At 53.4% G+C, this 15846-nt stretch carries 17 protein-coding genes; 15 read left to right on the top strand and 2 right to left on the bottom strand.

What is annotated here, in order from left to right:
- Positions 1 to 11 precede the first annotated feature (11 nt).
- The 13 genes from EVJ23_RS07295 (at position 12) to mnhG (ending at position 11364) form a co-directional block, all read left to right on the top strand.
- A complete protein-coding gene (locus tag EVJ23_RS07295; RefSeq protein WP_131465517.1) occupies positions 12 to 488 on the top strand; it encodes a DUF4825 domain-containing protein in 477 nt (158 codons plus the stop codon).
- 136 nt (positions 489 to 624) lie between these two features.
- Positions 625 to 2298, top strand: coding sequence for an AMP-binding protein (locus EVJ23_RS07290; RefSeq protein ID WP_070327745.1), 1674 nt, complete (start codon positions 625 to 627; stop codon positions 2296 to 2298).
- 80 nt (positions 2299 to 2378) lie between these two features.
- A complete protein-coding gene (locus EVJ23_RS07285) occupies positions 2379 to 2957 on the top strand; it encodes a fatty acid metabolism transcriptional regulator FadR (RefSeq protein WP_070327744.1) in 579 nt (192 codons plus the stop codon).
- 79 nt (positions 2958 to 3036) lie between these two features.
- The gene (locus EVJ23_RS07280; RefSeq protein WP_070327743.1) at positions 3037 to 3810 is read left to right on the top strand and encodes an electron transfer flavoprotein subunit beta/FixA family protein; all 774 of its coding nucleotides are present in this window, start codon (positions 3037 to 3039) and stop codon (positions 3808 to 3810) included.
- Positions 3811 to 3824: 14 nt separating this feature from the next.
- Positions 3825 to 4790 (top strand): electron transfer flavoprotein subunit alpha/FixB family protein, encoded by a 966-nt coding sequence (locus tag EVJ23_RS07275; protein ID WP_131457438.1) that lies wholly within the window; start codon positions 3825 to 3827, stop codon positions 4788 to 4790.
- Positions 4791 to 4897: 107 nt separating this feature from the next.
- Complete coding sequence (gene trxA, locus EVJ23_RS07270) at positions 4898 to 5212, top strand: thioredoxin (RefSeq protein WP_070327741.1); 315 nt, start codon at positions 4898 to 4900, stop codon at positions 5210 to 5212.
- A 363-nt stretch (positions 5213 to 5575) separates the two neighbouring features.
- Positions 5576 to 8005 carry a Na+/H+ antiporter subunit A gene (locus tag EVJ23_RS07265; protein ID WP_131465516.1) on the top strand — a complete coding sequence of 810 codons (2430 nt, stop codon included), beginning with the start codon at positions 5576 to 5578 and terminating at the stop codon, positions 8003 to 8005.
- The gene (locus EVJ23_RS07260; RefSeq protein WP_071399342.1) at positions 7989 to 8426 is read left to right on the top strand and encodes a Na(+)/H(+) antiporter subunit B; all 438 of its coding nucleotides are present in this window, start codon (positions 7989 to 7991) and stop codon (positions 8424 to 8426) included. Before EVJ23_RS07265 ends, EVJ23_RS07260 begins: the two co-directional genes overlap by 17 nt.
- On the top strand, positions 8426 to 8767 hold the full coding sequence (locus EVJ23_RS07255; protein WP_071399343.1) for a Na(+)/H(+) antiporter subunit C: 342 nt from the start codon (positions 8426 to 8428) through the stop codon (positions 8765 to 8767). The genes EVJ23_RS07260 and EVJ23_RS07255 overlap by 1 nt, the downstream gene beginning before the upstream one ends.
- Positions 8760 to 10241, top strand: coding sequence for a Na+/H+ antiporter subunit D (locus EVJ23_RS07250; RefSeq protein ID WP_131465515.1), 1482 nt, complete (start codon positions 8760 to 8762; stop codon positions 10239 to 10241). The genes EVJ23_RS07255 and EVJ23_RS07250 overlap by 8 nt, the downstream gene beginning before the upstream one ends.
- 7 nt (positions 10242 to 10248) lie before the next feature.
- Complete coding sequence (locus EVJ23_RS07245; protein ID WP_131465514.1) at positions 10249 to 10734, top strand: Na+/H+ antiporter subunit E; 486 nt, start codon at positions 10249 to 10251, stop codon at positions 10732 to 10734.
- Positions 10731 to 11027, top strand: a complete 297-nt coding sequence (locus EVJ23_RS07240) for a Na(+)/H(+) antiporter subunit F1 (protein WP_201739226.1) — start codon at positions 10731 to 10733, stop codon at positions 11025 to 11027. The genes EVJ23_RS07245 and EVJ23_RS07240 overlap by 4 nt, the downstream gene beginning before the upstream one ends.
- Positions 11005 to 11364: a monovalent cation/H(+) antiporter subunit G gene (mnhG, locus tag EVJ23_RS07235; protein ID WP_016510023.1), complete on the top strand. Its 360-nt coding sequence runs from the start codon at positions 11005 to 11007 to the stop codon at positions 11362 to 11364. The genes EVJ23_RS07240 and mnhG overlap by 23 nt, the downstream gene beginning before the upstream one ends.
- A 37-nt stretch (positions 11365 to 11401) precedes the next feature.
- Here the strand turns inward: mnhG and EVJ23_RS07230 are convergent, their stop codons facing one another.
- On the bottom strand, positions 11402 to 12715 hold the full coding sequence (locus EVJ23_RS07230; RefSeq protein ID WP_131465513.1) for a dihydrolipoyl dehydrogenase family protein: 1314 nt from the start codon (positions 12713 to 12715) through the stop codon (positions 11402 to 11404).
- Positions 12716 to 12786: 71 nt separating this feature from the next.
- On the opposite strand from EVJ23_RS07230, the gene uvrC reads away from it, so the two are divergent.
- Entirely contained in the window at positions 12787 to 14571 is a 1785-nt protein-coding gene (uvrC, locus tag EVJ23_RS07225) for an excinuclease ABC subunit UvrC (RefSeq protein ID WP_131465512.1), read from the top strand.
- A gap of 31 nt (positions 14572 to 14602) precedes the next feature.
- Here the strand turns inward: uvrC and EVJ23_RS07220 are convergent, their stop codons facing one another.
- Positions 14603 to 15004 carry a YslB family protein gene (locus tag EVJ23_RS07220; protein ID WP_131465511.1) on the bottom strand — a complete coding sequence of 134 codons (402 nt, stop codon included), beginning with the start codon at positions 15002 to 15004 and terminating at the stop codon, positions 14603 to 14605.
- Positions 15005 to 15218: 214 nt separating this feature from the next.
- Here EVJ23_RS07220 and EVJ23_RS07215 point away from each other — a divergent pair, with 214 nt between their 5' ends.
- Positions 15219 to 15836, top strand: a complete 618-nt coding sequence (locus EVJ23_RS07215) for a succinate dehydrogenase cytochrome b558 subunit (RefSeq protein ID WP_071399350.1) — start codon at positions 15219 to 15221, stop codon at positions 15834 to 15836.
- Positions 15837 to 15846 lie beyond the last annotated feature (10 nt).

The following is a 15846-nucleotide window of genomic DNA, read 5'->3' as shown; positions in this document are numbered from 1 at the left end:
GAGGACGTATCATGAAACGGTTCGGTCTGGTGCTCGTCGTATTACTGTTTGTACTTTCTGGGTGTAGTGATCCCTCGAAGCGGCACCCGAGTGCCTTTCAATACGAGGGCACATACGTCGGCGATATCAACGCCGTCGTCGGGATCGCCAAGACGTTGCCGATGCACGACTGTTATAAGTCGATCGAGCTGCAGACGAAAAAACGTCCCTATGGCTTGACCGTCCGTTATCATGATCCGGAGATTGAGCGCATCGAGCAGGAGCGGCTTGCCATCCGTAACGCGGCGACGTATTTCACGCTCGTACAAAATACGGAGATCGTCCGTTTCGCGTTCCCGAACCGGACGTACGCGTTCTCTCGCCCCGAGATGGAGGCGTGGCTCGGGATCGACTTCTCGACAATCGAGAAAGAAGAAGAGTTGATTGCCCGCTTGGATGAAAAAATTGGGAATGAAGAGCAAACTGAAGCGTACTTCAGACGCGTCTAAAGTGTATGGATTTTTGAATCCATGCACTTTTTTTCGATATTTTCTGAAAATTATCGGGTAAAGGGTAGATGAAAGCGTTTTCTTAGCATTATAATGGAATTAACTGAATGACTATTCATTCTAAGGAGGAGAATCAATGGAAAAACCGTGGTTACAAGATTATCCAGCTGACATGCCTGAAACGATCGACTACGAGGTGAAACCACTCTATGAGGCACTCAGCCGCGCCGCTAAAGATTTCCCGGACCGGACCGCCGTCTCGTTCATCGGCAAGGATTTGACGTTTGCCCAAATCGATGATGCGGCCCACCGTTTGGCGACGATGTTGCAGTCGAGAGGGTTGCAAAAAGGGGACCGGGTCAGCCTGATGCTCCCGAACTGTCCACAGTACGTCATCTCGTTCTACGCCGTCCTGTATGCCGGTGGGACCGTCGTCCAGACGAACCCGCTCTACACCGAGCACGAGCTTGAAAACTTGATCACCGATTCCGGCGCGAAGATCGTCATCACGCTCGATCTCCTCTATCCGAAGTCGCTCCGGGTGAAAGAAAAGACGGACATTCAAACGATCATCACGACGAGTATCGCCGACTACCTGCCATTCCCGAAAAACAAGCTGTACCCGATCAAAGTGAAACGCGAGAACAATATCGTCATCGATACGACGGGTTCGGTCGCGTTCAAGGACTTCAAAAACTTTGGACCGGTCAAGCCGATTGAGATCGACCCGAAACAAGACGTCGCCGTGCTCCAATACACGGGCGGGACGACCGGGCTGCCGAAAGGGGTCATGCTGACACATTTCAACTTGACGGCGAACGTCGACCAAATTTCGAACTTCTTCTATAAATATAACCGCGGTGATGAGAAGCGCGTCTTGAGCGTCGTCCCGTTCTTCCACGTCTACGGCATGACATGCTGCCTCAACTTCGGGGTGGCGAACGGGTATGAACTCATTCTCGTGCCACGCTTTGACGTCACCGACGTCTTGAAGACGATCAACAAGAAGAAACCACACTTCTTCCCAGGAGCCCCGACGATGTATGTCGGCATCTTGAACGACCCGAAACTGAAAAAGTATGACTTGTCGTCGATCGAGGCATGTATCTCAGGATCGGCACCACTCCCGGTCGAAGTGCAAGAACAGTTCGAAGACGTGACGGGCGGGCGCATCGTCGAAGGATACGGGTTGTCCGAGACGTCACCGGTGACGCACGCTAACTTCTTGTGGGATAAACGCATCGTCGGCTCGATTGGGGTGCCGTTATCCGATACTTCTGCTAAAATTGTAAAGGCAGACGGCGAGACATTGGCCGAAGTCGGTGAGATCGGCGAAGTGTTCCTGAATGGACCGCAAGTCATGAAAGGCTACTGGCAAAAACCAGAAGAGACGGCGGCCGTCTTGAAAGATGGATGGCTCGCGACCGGTGACCTCGGCTATATGGGCGAGGACGGGTTCTTCTATATCGTCGACCGGAAGAAAGACATGATCATCGCCGGCGGCTTCAACGTCTACCCGCGTGAGATCGAAGAAGTGCTGTACGAACATCCGGCCGTCAAGGAAGCGGTCTGTATCGGTGTCCCGGACCCTTACCGCGGTGAGACGGTCAAAGCGTTCATCGTCACGCGGGACGGGGTGAATGTGACCGAAGACGAGCTCGACAAGCATTGCCGTGAGAAGCTCGCGGCGTATAAAGTACCAAAGCTGTATGAATTCCGTGACGAGTTGCCGAAGACGTTCGTTGGTAAGATCCTGCGCCGCGTCCTCGTCGACGAAGAGAAGGCGAAACAAGTGAAACAAAGCAGTTGACACCTCTCTTTGACATGATAGAATAATAAATGAATGAACCATCATTCATTTTTCTGCAGCAATAAGGAGCATGGGTGTCTATGAAAAAGAATGTATCAAAAAGTGACCGCATTATCGATGCGGCAGTGAAAGTGATCGCGGACCATGGTTATCACGGTGCAAAGGTGACAGCCATCGCCAAAGAAGCTGGTGTCGCGGACGGAACGATTTATTTGTACTTCAAAAACAAGGAGCATCTGTTGATCGAGCTGTTCCAGACGAAGATGGGCCTGTTCATCGACTACTCGAAGCAACAGATCGAGCAGGAGACGACGGCAGGCGACAAGCTGTACCAGTTGATTGAGTCGCATCTCAAGCAGCTGTCGGTCGACTACGACCTCGCCGTCGTGACGCAAATCGAGCTCAGACAGTCGAACTTGGCGCTCCGCCAAAAGATCAGTGAAGTGTTGAAGCCGTATTTGAACTTGATCGATGCGGTCGTCAAGCACGGCATCGAGACCGGGGAGTTTGACCAGGACCTCGACTACCGGCTGGCGCGACAAATGATTTTCGGCACGATCGATGAAGTGGTCACGAGTTGGATGGCGAGCGGCTTCAAGTACGACTTGATGTCGACGTTACCGAAAGTACACCATATGTTGAAAAAAGGGCTTGCTTAACCGTAAGCCCTCTCGCTAGCTCAAAAAATGAATGCTGATTCATGAATGATGGGACGAACAACCTGAAGGGGGAACTGACATGAATATTTTTGTGTTGCTAAAACGTACGTTCGATACAGAGGAAGCGATCCAACTTGAGAACGGGGAGATTCAAGAAGACGGTGCCGAGTTCATCATCAACCCATACGACGAGTATGCGGTCGAGGAAGCGATCCGCAAGCGTGACGATCTCGGGGGAGAAGTCACGGTCGTGACGGTCGGACCGGACGACGCGGACAAAGAACTACGGACAGCGCTCGCGATGGGTGTGGACAGAGCGGTCCGCATCTCGATCGAGGATGACGTCGAGGACGCGGATCACGTGACGATTTCGAAAGTGCTCGCCGCATATTTGAAAGACCAAGCACCAGACCTCATCTTCGCCGGTAACGTCGCCATCGACGGTGGTAGCGGACAAGTGGCGCCGCGCGTCGCCGAGCTGCTCGACATGAACTACGTGACGACGATCACGAAGCTCGACATCAACGGCACGACGGCGACGGTCACGCGTGACGTCGAGGGGGACACAGAAGTGATCGAAGTCAACCTGCCGCTCCTCGTGACGGCGCAACAAGGCTTGAACGAACCGCGCTATCCGAGCCTTCCAGGTATCATGAAAGCGAAGAAGAAGCCGCTCGAAGAACTCGATCTCTCAGACATCGACCTCGACGAAGACGAGATCGGAGCGAAGATCGAGACGATCAAACGGTTCTTGCCGGAAGAGAAGAAAGCGGGACGTATTCTTGAAGGGGACACGTCGACACAAGTGAGCGAGCTCGTTCAATTACTTCGCACGGAAGCCAAAGTCATTTAAGGGGGACATCACATATGAAAGCTTTAGTACTCGCAGAAGCGCGCGAAGGCGCGTTACGGAACGTATCATTTGAAGCGATCGCCGCGGCGAAGCAACTGACGGACGACGTGACGGCGGTCGTCATTGGGGATAACGTCAAAGCACTCGCGACTGAACTCGGGGAGCACGGCGCAGCGCGCGTCCTCGTCATCGAAGACGAGCGACTCAAACATTACACGCCGGACGGTTACGGCCAAGTACTCCGCCAAATCATCGACCAAGAAGGACCGGACATGATCGTCCTCGGTCACACCGCACTCGGAAAAGATATCGCACCGAAACTCGCGGCCCGTCTTGACGCCGGCCTCATCAGTGACGTCGTCTCGATCGAAGGCTCGGGACGAGACGCCGAATTCGTCCGTCCGATCTACTCGGGTAAAGCGTTCGAGAAAGTGAAATTCAAAGATTCGGTCATGTTCTTCACGATCCGTCCGAACAACATCGACGCACTTCCGCGTCAAGCGGGGGCGAGCGTGTCGGTCGAGACGCCGGCCGTCGAATTGAAAGATCTCGCCATGATCGTCAAAGAAGTCGTCCGTAAAGCGACCGGAAAAGTCGATCTCGCGGAAGCGAAAGTCATCGTCGCCGGAGGACGCGGCGTCAAGAGCGAGGACGGTTTTAAACCGCTCGAAGAGCTCGCTGAACTGCTCGGCGGCGCGGTCGGTGCTTCACGTGGAGCGTGTGACGCGGACTACTGCGACTACGCACTCCAAATCGGTCAGACGGGTAAAGTCGTCACGCCGGACCTTTATATCGCCTGCGGGATCTCCGGGGCAATCCAACACTTGGCCGGGATGAGCAACGCCAAAGTCATCGTCGCCATCAACAAGGACCCGGAAGCGAGCATTTTCAGCGTAGCCGACTACGGCATCGTCGGCGACTTGTTCGACGTCGTGCCGCTCTTGACTGAAGAGTTCCGAAAACACCTCGTCAATAGCTGATGGGCATAACGTTTGGGGAAAGTTACCCTCCGTGGTATACTCTGAACATGAAATGCAAGAGAGTTCTTAATTGAACTGTCTCATCTTACTGGGGAGGTATTTACCAAATGGCTATTAAACACGCAACGACTCAAACGTTCGAACAAGAAGTGAAAGAGGGCGTCGTCCTCGTCGATTTTTGGGCAGCATGGTGTGGACCGTGCCGCATGATCGCACCGGTTCTTGAAGAACTCGATCAAGAGATGGGCGACCAAGTCCAAATCGTTAAACTCGACGTTGACGAGAACCCAGAAGTAGCGGGCGCTTTCCAAATCCAAAGCATCCCGACACTCATGATGTTCAAAGACGGACAACCTGTCTCGAAAACAATGGGCTTCCAACCAAAAGAAGCGCTTAAAGAGTTTATCGCGTCAGCAAAATAATAAACGTACAGCCGATCGGGAGACCGATCGGCTGTTTTTTGTTGGCTTCGTTAGGGAACAAGGAGTTTAGTGAGCGAGCAAAGAATAAGATAGGTTAAGGTTTACCATCGATTCGGGAGCGGCAACACGTTTGAGAGAGCTTACATATGCTGTCCGCATCCAATTTTTTTTAGTCGTTTTTTGTCGACTCCCTTCATATTTAACAGTTCAGGTTTTTTTAACCATGGCTAGAAAAGTGAGAAGCTTTTATCATGGAAACAGCCTGAAAATTTACGCTATACTCATGAGGAAGACGTGATGGCGTCAAATGAACTTAATATTTGATGTCATCGTTGTAAGACTCTGTTCGAAGGAGGAATTTTCTTGTCGGTGTTACATTTCGCTATCTTATTGCCGCTCCTCGCGGCACCGTTCATCCCGTTTTTGTTTCGGGCGTTGAAACGGATCCATACGGGCTGGTTCGTACTAGTCGTCCCGGTACTCCTGTTCGTCTACTTCTTCCGCTTCATCGGAATCACGAGTGCGGGAGACGTCGTGAGCGAAACGGTCGAGTGGATGCCGTCGCTCGGGATCAACTTTACCGCTTACGTGGACGGGCTTGGACTACTGTTTGCCCTCCTCATTACAGGGATTGGGGCGCTCGTCGTCCTGTATTCGATTTACTACTTGAACAAAGATAAAGAGTCGCTCGGTCACTTTTATGTGTACTTGCTTCTCTTCATGGGTGCGATGCTCGGTGTCGTCCTCTCGGATAACATGGTCGTCATGTACATGTTCTGGGAACTCACATCGATTTCGTCGTTCCTGTTGATCGGGTATTGGTATGAGAAAGAACGCTCTCGCTACGGGGCACGCAAGTCGATGCTGATCACCGTGTTCGGTGGTCTGTCGATGCTCGGCGGGATCGTCATCTTGGAGTCGATCGTCGGATCGTTCAGCATCCGCGACATGGTCGCGAATCAGGCGCTTATCGCCGAAAGTCCGTTCTTCGTCGCCGCCATGATTTTGATTTTGCTTGGGGCGTTCACGAAGTCAGCGCAATTCCCGTTCCACATCTGGTTGCCGGACGCGATGGAAGCACCGACCCCGGTCAGTGCGTACTTGCACTCGGCGACGATGGTCAAGGCCGGGCTCTACTTGGTCGCCCGGATGAGTCCGGTGTTCCAAGAATCATCGCTCTGGCTATGGATCATCGCCTCGGTCGGGACGTTCACGTTGTTCTGGGGAGCCTTCAACGCCGTCAAACAGACGGACTTGAAAGGGATACTCGCGTTCTCGACGGTCAGTCAGCTCGGTCTCATCATGTCGCTGCTCGGCCTTGGCGCCGCGGCGCTTCACTATGACGGGATCGACGACAACATCTTCATGGTCGCGACGATCGCGGCCATCTTCCACTTGATCAACCACGCCACGTTCAAAGGGTCGTTGTTCATGATGGTCGGGATCGTCGACCACGAGACGGGCACACGTGACATCCGTAAGCTCGGCGGTCTCATGACCGTCATGCCGATCACGTTCACAATCGCCGTCATCGGCTCGTTGTCGATGGCAGGGTTACCGCCATTCAACGGCTTCCTCAGTAAAGAGATGTTCTTGAAGGCGACGACGAAAGTGTTCTCGATGGACTTCTTCGCGCTCGACACGATCGGGATCTTGATCCCTGTCGTCGCGTTCATCGCGAGCGTGTTCACGTTCATCTATAGCTTGATCATCTTTACACGGACGTTCATGGGGAAAGCCAAGTTCGACGAATTGCCGAAACAGCCGCACGAGGCACCAATCGGGATGCTCATCCCGCCGGCCATTTTAGCCATCCTCGTCGTCGTCCTCGGCTTCGTTCCAAACGTGTTGTCGAACTCGCTCATCAAGCCTGCCGTCGAGTCGATCTATCCGACGCTCGTCGCGAGCGGGCAAGAGGTCAAAGTCGACATCTACTTCTGGCACGGACCGACTCCAGAGCTATTTATGACGCTCGGGATTATCGCCCTCGGGACGCTCATGTTCTTCATGATCAACAAGTGGATGGGGATCTACAACCATATCCCGAACCGGTTGACGCTGAACGGTATGTACGACGGGTCGCTCGTCTGGTCGAACAAAGCGGCTTATCGTTTTAAAGACAATTACATGACCGGCTTCATCCGGTCCTACTTGATCTACATCTTCCTGTTCTTATCAGGGATGCTGTTGTTCTCGATGTACTGGTTCGACTTGTTCAACTTCTCGTTCGGCGAGATGGAGGCTGTCGCGCCGTATGAATATGTGCTCGGGGCGGTCATCATTTTGGCGGCGCTCGCGATTCTGTTCATGGGCTCACGCCTGCCATCGATTATCTTGCTCGGGGTCATCGGCTATTCGGTCGCCTTGTTCTTCGTGTTCTTCGGTGCGCCGGACCTTGCCTTGACGCAGCTCGTCATCGAGACGGTATCGGTCGCCTTGTTCTTGCTCGTGTTCTATCACATGCCGGAGATCAGCCGCAAAGAAGTTCGTATCAAATTTAAAGTGGAGAACGCGATCGTGTCGGTCATCGTTGGGGTGACGGTCATGTTGCTCAGCTTCATGGCACTGTCGAACCGATCGTTGTCTTCGATCTCTGAGTATTATAAAGAGAACGTCTACGACTTAGCAGCCGGAAAGAACATGGTCAACGTCGTCCTTGTCGACTTCCGGGGCTTTGATACGCTGTTCGAGATCGTCGTCCTCGCCGTTGCGGCAATTGGGATCTATACGATGATCAAATTTAGAACGACAGAACGCACGAAAGGAGCAGATGAACATGAATCGGAAAAATGATCAAGTGAATGACGTCATCTTACAGACGGCCGCGGTGATCATCTTCTTCATCATCATCATGTTTTCAATCAACCTATTCTTCGCCGGTCACTATTCGCCAGGCGGCGGGTTTGTCGGTGGATTGATGACGGCTGCTGCTCTCGTGTTGTTACTGCTCGCGTTCGACTCGAAGACGCTTGCGAAAGTCTTACCGTTCGACTATCGGATCATGACGGCACTCGGTCTTGTCATTGCGATGCTAACATCGCTCCACAGCATCTTTTGGGATCGTCCGTTCCTGACACACGCTTATGACAAGTTCGATTTGCCGCTCCTTGGTGAGCAGACGCTTCACACGGCCATCGCCTTTGACTTAGGCGTCTACCTTGTGGTCATCGGTGTGACGATGACGATCATTCAAACGATTGGAGAGAGTGAATAATGGAAATCTTCGTTAGCATCATCATCGGGGTACTGACGATGAGCGCGGTCTACATGATTCTCTCAAAGAGTTTGTTGCGCATCATCATCGGTACCGGCCTGCTCAGTCACGCAGCCCACTTGCTCGTCTTGACGATGGGTGGACTGAAGACGGGAGCGGCACCTGTCCTCGTCGACGGGGTCACGGAATATACTGACCCGCTACCGCAAGCGCTCGTCTTGACGGCGATCGTCATCAGCTTCGGTGTGACGGCGTTCTTCTTGGTACTCGCTTATCGGACGTACCAGGAGTTGACCACGGATAATATTGAGGAAATGAAAGGAACGGAATCGAATGATTAACTTACCGATCTTTCCGATTGTCATCCCTGCACTTGCGGCCGTCATCCTGATGTTCGCACCGAAACAGGTACGCCTACAACGTGTGATGGCACTCGGGGCTTTACTTGTCACGTTCGCGGTATCGGTGTTGCTCGTCTTCACCGTATCGCAAGACGGTATCTTGACCGTCAACCTCGGGAATTGGCCCGCACCGTTCGGAATCACGCTCGTCTCGGATATGTTGTCGGCGCTTCTCGTCACAACATCGACGTTGATCGTGTTCTTTATCGTCTGGTTTGCGACGCATTATTTCTCGGACGCTTATGAATCGAACTACGTGTATGTCGCGATGTTATTTTTACTCGTCGGTGTCAACGGCGCCTTCACGACGGGCGATATTTTCAACTTGTTCGTCTTCTTTGAAGTCTTCCTCATCTCTTCGTACGTCTTGATCGTACTCGGTGGGAAAGGTGTCCAGTTGCGCGAGTCGATCAAATACTTGCTCGTGAACGTCATCGCGTCGGCGCTGTTCGTCATGGCCGTCGCACTTCTTTACGGCGTCGTCGGGACGCTCAGTCTCGCTGACTTGGCACAGAAGATCCCGCTCGTCGAAAATCAAAACGTCATCACCGTCATCGGTGTCTTGTTCGTCATCGTCTTCGGTATGAAAGGGGCGCTCGTCCCGTTGCACTACTGGCTGCCTGGATCGTACGTCGTTGCCCCGACGCCGATCCTCGCCATGTTCGGTGCCTTGCTCACAAAAGTCGGCGTCTATTCGATCTTACGGACGTACACGCTCTTGTTCGACACAGGTTCGTTCATGCAGACGTTCTTGATCGTGCTCGCCGTGCTGACGATCGTCATCGGGATGACCGGGGCGATCGCATATAACGATGTGAAGTTGATCATCATCTACAACATCATGATCGCGGTCGGCGTCATCCTTTACGGGATCGCCCTTAATACGCAGACGTCGCTCGAAGGGGCGCTCTACTATTTGATGCACGACATGCTCATCAAGGCCGCCTTGTTCATGCTCGTCGGGATGATGATCGGGATCACCGGTTCCGGTCAACTTCGCGACATGGGTGGATTGATCACCCGGTTCCCGCTGTTCGGATGGACGTTCTTCATCGCCGCGTTGTCACTCGCCGGCATTCCCCCGCTCAGTGGCTTCTTCGGTAAATTGTTGATCGTTCAAGGCGGGGTGGCCGACGGCGACTTGTTCGGCCCGCTTCTCATCTTGCTGTCGAGCTTGTTCGTTCTGTTCTCGGTCATTAAGATTTTCCTCTATGGGTTCTGGGGAGAAGAGAGACGCGTCTATGACGGTCCGCTCGTCCCGTATATGAACCGACTCATCGTGCCGACGTTGTTACTCGTCGCAGTGGCCGTCGCGTACGGATTCGGGGCCGAGGCGATGCATCCGTTCATTACCCAGGCAATCGAACCGCTCGTCGACCCGGAAATCTACATCGATGCCGTGATTAAGGAGTGATTTAGACATGGCTTACCAACTACTCATCAACTTTTTCTTGGCGTTCATATGGATGTTCTTCTCCGGTACGTTCACGACGAGCGGGTTTCTCATCGGTTACTTGCTCGGACTGCTCGTCATCTTCATGATGCGGCGGTTCTTCAAATCTGAAGGTACGGGCTTTTACTTCACACGTGTGATCAAGCTGTTCAAGCTGTTCTTGATTTTTGCACGTGAGCTCGTCATGGCGAACTTCGAGGTGTTACGTCTCGTCTTGAGCCCGAAATTGAAGATTCAACCTGGTATCTTCCGATATGAAACGTCACTGCGCACGGGTTGGAAAATCAGCCTGTTGTCGATGCTGATCTCGCTCACACCAGGGACGCTCGTCGTCCAAGTCTCGAAAGATAATAAAATACTTTATATCCACGCACTCAACATGCCGGATAAAGAGGCGCTCAAACGCGACATCTACAATAACTTTGAATCAACCATTAAGGAGGCGACGGAATGAGCATATTAGATATTTTAATTTACATTGCGCTCGCCATTCTCTTGCTTGCCATGCTCGGCATGTTGTATCGGGTCATCAAAGGACCGACGACGGCTGACCGCGTCATCGCGCTCGACTCGATCGGGATCGCGTTGATCTCGGTCGTCGCGCTATTGTCGATCTTGCTCGATACGACGATGTTCTTCGAGGTCATTCTTTTGCTCAGTATCCTCGCCTTCATCGGTACGGTGGCGTTCTCGAAATTCTTAGAGAGAGGGGAGATCATTCATCATGACCGCGACAACGATCTTTGATATATTGACTGGCGTTTTCACGATCATCGGGGTGTTCTTCACGGTCGTTGCGGCGATCGGCCTCATCCGTTTGCCAGACGTCTATTCGCGGACGCACGCGGCATCGAAGTCGGCGACGCTCGGCGTCATGTTCGTCTTGTTCGCGGCGGTGCTCCACGTCTGGGTCGACCAACGTATCTTCGATGCACGTCTCTTGCTCGGCTTGTTCTTCGTCTTGTTGACCGCACCGGTCGGCGGACACTTGCTCGCTCGGGCGGCTCACGCTAAAGGCGTCCCGCTCTGGGAGAAGTCGTTACAGGACGCGCTCAAAGAAGATAAGGAAAAAGGGATCGAATGACGAAAGGCTCTTCCATACGACATGGAAGAGCCTTTTTTTACATCAAGTGTGTCAAATCAGAGGCGGACGTCGGATAGGCGAACTCTAAGTGCTTAACGTGTTGATGGCTGATATTGTTTTGTATAATAAACGAGAACAAGTTGATGAGCTCGGGCGCGTGTTGCCCGATCAAGTGAGCGCCGATGACGCGGCCGTCTTTGCTGAGCAAGACGCGCGAGAAGGCGGTCGCGTCATTGACCCGTTCATACGTAAGAAAGTGGGACATGTCATTGTCCCTGCATTCATAGTCGATCCCGAGCGTTTTCGCCTCGTCGACCGTCAGACCGACTTTGGCGATTGGCGGCGTCGTGAACACGACCGTCGGGGCCGGACGCTCCGGCAATGGACGTGTGTTGTTCCGCAACAGGTTAAGGGCAGCGATCCGTCCTTCTTGCCCGGCAAACGGGGTGAGCGCCGGGTTCGGACTTTTGGCGACGTCGCCGGCCGCATAGACGTTCGCGTTCGTCGTCTGTAAATAGTCGTTGACGGTGATCCCATCCTTGTCCGCCTCGATGCCGGCCGCATCCAACCGTAGCCGCTCGATGCTCGGGATACGACCCGTGGCGTTAAGGACGAGCCCTTCTAGGGTAGAGTCATCTGATAATGTCAAGATGTTCCCGTCGAGCTTGACGGGCTCGAGCCCGAACCGGACGTCGATGCCGATGTGGACCGTCTCATCGATGAGCCGCTTCACAATTTTTCGGTCGAATTGTTTAAGCGCCCGCGACCGGATGAGGAGCGTGATAGCGCTACCGAACCGGCGGAGAATGTGCGCGAACTCGAACGCGATATATCCGGCACCGACGATGGTGATCCGCTCGGGCACGTCCTCGAGGTCGAACACGTCGTCGCTCGTGATGGCGTCTTCACCGCCTGGGATGTCGAGCGGGCGCGGGAGTTGGCCGGTCGCGATCAAAAACTGATGCGCCGAGATCTCATGGCCTTCGATGACGATCGAGTCCTCATCGATAAAGTGGGGCTCGCCCTCGTATAAGTCGATGTCATCTTCTTTCCACTTGTGCATCTTCGTCGTCGGGATGGCGAAGCGGTATTCATCGACACGTCGCTTGAAGGCGTGCCAGTCGAGCGTGATGTCTCCTTTGACGCCGAGCGGTTTCATGCGTTCGACTTTGGCGATGAGTTCCGCCCCTTCCGCGAGCATCTTTTTCGGATCGCACCCGCGTTGCGGGCACGTCCCGCCGAACGTCCAATTCTCGACGATGGCAATCCGTTTACCGGCGTCGCGTAAAACGCTCGCGGCTTGACTCGCTGCCGAACCGCTGCCGATGATGATTACGTCATATCGTTTCATCAAAAACCCTCCCTCTGAGACTACACCAATTTTTTCCCGTCTTGGAGGAAGCTAAACTGAGGTGATAAAATTTGAGTCAAACTGACCACATTAAACATAAATTGGCGCTACTCCCGGACGAACCGGGCTGTTACTTGCATAAAAACGAGTATGGCGAGATCGTCTACGTTGGGAAAGCGAAAAACTTAAAGAATCGCGTCCGCTCTTATTTTACTGGGGCACACGATATTAAAACGATGCGTCTCGTCGCCGAGATCCGTGACTTCGAATATATCGTCACGGCGAGCGAGCTCGAGGCACTCTTGCTCGAGATGACGCTCATTAAAAAACACGACCCGAAATACAACATCCGGTTGAAAGACGACAAATCGTATCCGTATATTAAAGTCACGAACGAGCCGTACCCGCGGCTGCTCACGACACGTAAGTTGAAACGGGACGGCGGCCATTACTTCGGGCCATACCCGAACGCCTACGCCGCCAACGAGACGAAACGGTTGCTCGACAAGCTGTATCCGCTCCGGAAATGTCAGCCGATGCCACGGAAGCTCTGTCTGTACTACCACATCGGCCAATGTCTCGGTCCTTGTGAACTCGCTGTCGACACCGACGAGCAGAAGTCGATCGTCCAAGAGATCCGGCGTTTCTTGAACGGGGAGACGAGCGAGACGCTCGCCAAGCTCCAAGTCGATATGCACCAGGCGGCCGAGGATATGCAGTTCGAGCGGGCGGCCGAGCTCCGCGATCAAATCCGGGCCGTCGAATCGATCATGAACAAACAGAACATGATCACGGCCGACCCGACGGCGCGCGACGTCTTCGGCTATACGCTCGACCGGGGCTGGATGTGCGTCCAAGTGTTCTATATGCGCGGCGGCAAGATGATCGAACGCGACGTCTCGTTGTTCCCGCTCCACGGGGAACCGTCAGAAGAACTCGAGAGCTTCATCGTCCAGTTCTATGAGCAGAACGTGTTGCCGAAAGAAGTGCTCGTCCCAGAGATTGTCCGGATCGACTTGTTAGTCGAGGCGCTCGGGACGAAAGTGATGCAACCGAAACGCGGGGCGAAACGACAGTTGCTCGAGCTCGCGACGAAGAACGCGGGCATCGCCTTGAACGAGAAGTTCGAACTGCTCGCGCGTGATGAAGAGCGGACATTGCTCGCGATGCGTGAGCTCGGTGAGGCGATCGGTATCCCGAACTTGTCGCGCGTTGACATCATCGATAACGCCAACATCCAAGGGGCTGACGCCGTCTCGGCGCTCGTCGTCTTCGAGGACGGCAAGCCGCTCAAGAAAGAATATCGGAAGTACAAGATCCGGACCGTCCAAGGACCAGACGATTACGAGACGATGCGCGAAGTCGTCCGTCGCCGTTTCCGGCGATTGTTGACCGAGGAGAAACGTCTGCCGGATCTTCTATTGATCGATGGGGGACTCGGCCAGTTGAACGCCGCCCTTGACGTGTTGCAGAATGAGTTCGGCCTCGATTTGCCAGTCGGATCGCTGAAGAAGGATGACCGCCACCGGACGAGCCAGCTTCTGTTCGGTGAAGGCGGCGGTGTCGTCGAATTGAACTCGCGGTCAAGCGCGTTCTATCTGTTGCAACGGATGCAAGACGAGGTTCACCGTTTCGCCATCACGTTCCACCGCAGCTTGCGGACGAAGAAGATGACGCAGTCGGTGCTCGACGATATCCCGGGTGTCGGACCGAAGCGGCGTCAGCAACTGATCCGTCATTTCGGGTCGATGAAACAGATCCGTCTCGCCTCGCTCGAACAGTTGAAGGAAGCAGGCCTGCCGGAGAAGTTGGCTGAGACCGTAATCCAATACGTCCATGAGGAGACAGATGAATGAGAAAGAGCCGATGCGACCGCATCGGCTCTTCTTATTCGTACGTATCTTTTTGGTCTAATTGGACGGTGATGTGGACGGCCTGACGCCCCGGGTCGGCATAGCCTTCGGCGACGCATTGGAAACGACCGGCAATCTGTTCGGCCAAAAATCCAGCCTCAAGCTGGTAATACCCGTTCGCTTTCGCTTGGGTCGCAGGCGGAGGAGTGAGTTCGAACACGAACTTGCTCTCTTTTTCTTTCACGAGCGTCAACTCTCCCCAACCGGCTTCCGAAAAGAACGCAGTCAGTTCTTCATTCGGCATCGTCGGGAATTTGCGGGCGACCCGTTTTCCGGACCAATAGATGACTTGGGCGTAATCGTCCCCAAGCAAATCTGTCAACACATAGTCGCGAAGCAGTTCGATCGCGAAAGTGGGTTGGCTCATCGTTTCCATCTTATTCCATCACTCCAATCTTTCTATACTATTATAACGACAAATTTGGATTTGGTCACCGGGTATTTTCTAAAAGAATGTGGGACAAATCGGCTAGGTTATCTTGTCATACAAATTTCACAAGAGTAGAATAGGAGACAGAAAGCTATATTTACATTTGAAAACGCTTTTATTTACAAAACGAGCCAAGGGCTCGTGAAAAGGGGGAACTAGAATGGCAGCGCGTCGTGACTATTTCAGTCGTAAAGTCCATTCGCTACTTGGGGTCATTCCAATCGGCCTGTTTTTGATCGTCCATTTGTCGGTCAACTACTATATCGTCGATGGGGTGGAATCGTTCAACAAGGCAGCAAAATTTATGGAGAGCTTACCGTACTTGTACTTCCTTGAAGTGACAATCATCGCTTTGCCGATGATTTTCCACGGTGTGTACGGCGTGTATTACGCCTTCCTCGGTTCGATCAACACGAACCGATACTCATACGCGCGGAACTGGATGTACATGATCCAACGCTTCACGGGCGTATTCCTCGTCATCTTCATCGCGTGGCACGTTTGGGAAACGCGCTTGGCGAAGTTGCGTGGCGTCGAGGTCAATGCGGAGATGATGCAAAACATCGTCGACAATCCGCTCATGCTCATCTTCTACATAGTCGGGATCCTCTCGGCTACGTTCCACTTCGCGAACGGTCTCTGGTCGTTTGCTATCACGTGGGGAATCACACAGTCGCCGCGTTCACAACACTTCATGAGCTACGTCTCTGGAGCCGTGTTCTTGGCACTATCTTTTGTCGGCATCCGTTCAATCTTGACGTTCGCGGGCATCTTGTAATAGGGGGAAA

Origin of the sequence: Exiguobacterium sp. SH1S1 (genome assembly GCF_004337245.1) — a bacterium.
Lineage (GTDB): Bacteria > Bacillota > Bacilli > Exiguobacteriales > Exiguobacteriaceae > Exiguobacterium > Exiguobacterium aurantiacum_A.
Note: the sequence above shows the minus strand (reverse complement) of the source record. Positions and strands in the feature narration are given on the sequence as shown.

What these genes read in the sequence shown, in the direction of transcription:
- EVJ23_RS07295 (WP_131465517.1), top strand. Translation starts at nt 12, where the DNA reads ATGAAACGGTTCGGTCTGGTGCTCGTCGTATTACTGTTTGTACTTTCT.
- EVJ23_RS07290 (WP_070327745.1), top strand. Translation starts at nt 625, where the DNA reads ATGGAAAAACCGTGGTTACAAGATTATCCAGCTGACATGCCTGAAACG.
- EVJ23_RS07285 (WP_070327744.1), top strand. Translation starts at nt 2,379, where the DNA reads ATGAAAAAGAATGTATCAAAAAGTGACCGCATTATCGATGCGGCAGTG.
- EVJ23_RS07280 (WP_070327743.1), top strand. Translation starts at nt 3,037, where the DNA reads ATGAATATTTTTGTGTTGCTAAAACGTACGTTCGATACAGAGGAAGCG.
- EVJ23_RS07275 (WP_131457438.1), top strand. Translation starts at nt 3,825, where the DNA reads ATGAAAGCTTTAGTACTCGCAGAAGCGCGCGAAGGCGCGTTACGGAAC.
- trxA (WP_070327741.1), top strand. Translation starts at nt 4,898, where the DNA reads ATGGCTATTAAACACGCAACGACTCAAACGTTCGAACAAGAAGTGAAA.
- EVJ23_RS07260 (WP_071399342.1), top strand. Translation starts at nt 7,989, where the DNA reads ATGAATCGGAAAAATGATCAAGTGAATGACGTCATCTTACAGACGGCC.
- EVJ23_RS07255 (WP_071399343.1), top strand. Translation starts at nt 8,426, where the DNA reads ATGGAAATCTTCGTTAGCATCATCATCGGGGTACTGACGATGAGCGCG.
- EVJ23_RS07250 (WP_131465515.1), top strand. Translation starts at nt 8,760, where the DNA reads ATGATTAACTTACCGATCTTTCCGATTGTCATCCCTGCACTTGCGGCC.
- EVJ23_RS07245 (WP_131465514.1), top strand. Translation starts at nt 10,249, where the DNA reads ATGGCTTACCAACTACTCATCAACTTTTTCTTGGCGTTCATATGGATG.
- EVJ23_RS07240 (WP_201739226.1), top strand. Translation starts at nt 10,731, where the DNA reads ATGAGCATATTAGATATTTTAATTTACATTGCGCTCGCCATTCTCTTG.
- mnhG (WP_016510023.1), top strand. Translation starts at nt 11,005, where the DNA reads ATGACCGCGACAACGATCTTTGATATATTGACTGGCGTTTTCACGATC.
- EVJ23_RS07230 (WP_131465513.1), bottom strand. Translation starts at nt 12,715, where the DNA reads ATGAAACGATATGACGTAATCATCATCGGCAGCGGTTCGGCAGCGAGT.
- EVJ23_RS07220 (WP_131465511.1), bottom strand. Translation starts at nt 15,004, where the DNA reads ATGGAAACGATGAGCCAACCCACTTTCGCGATCGAACTGCTTCGCGAC.
- EVJ23_RS07215 (WP_071399350.1), top strand. Translation starts at nt 15,219, where the DNA reads ATGGCAGCGCGTCGTGACTATTTCAGTCGTAAAGTCCATTCGCTACTT.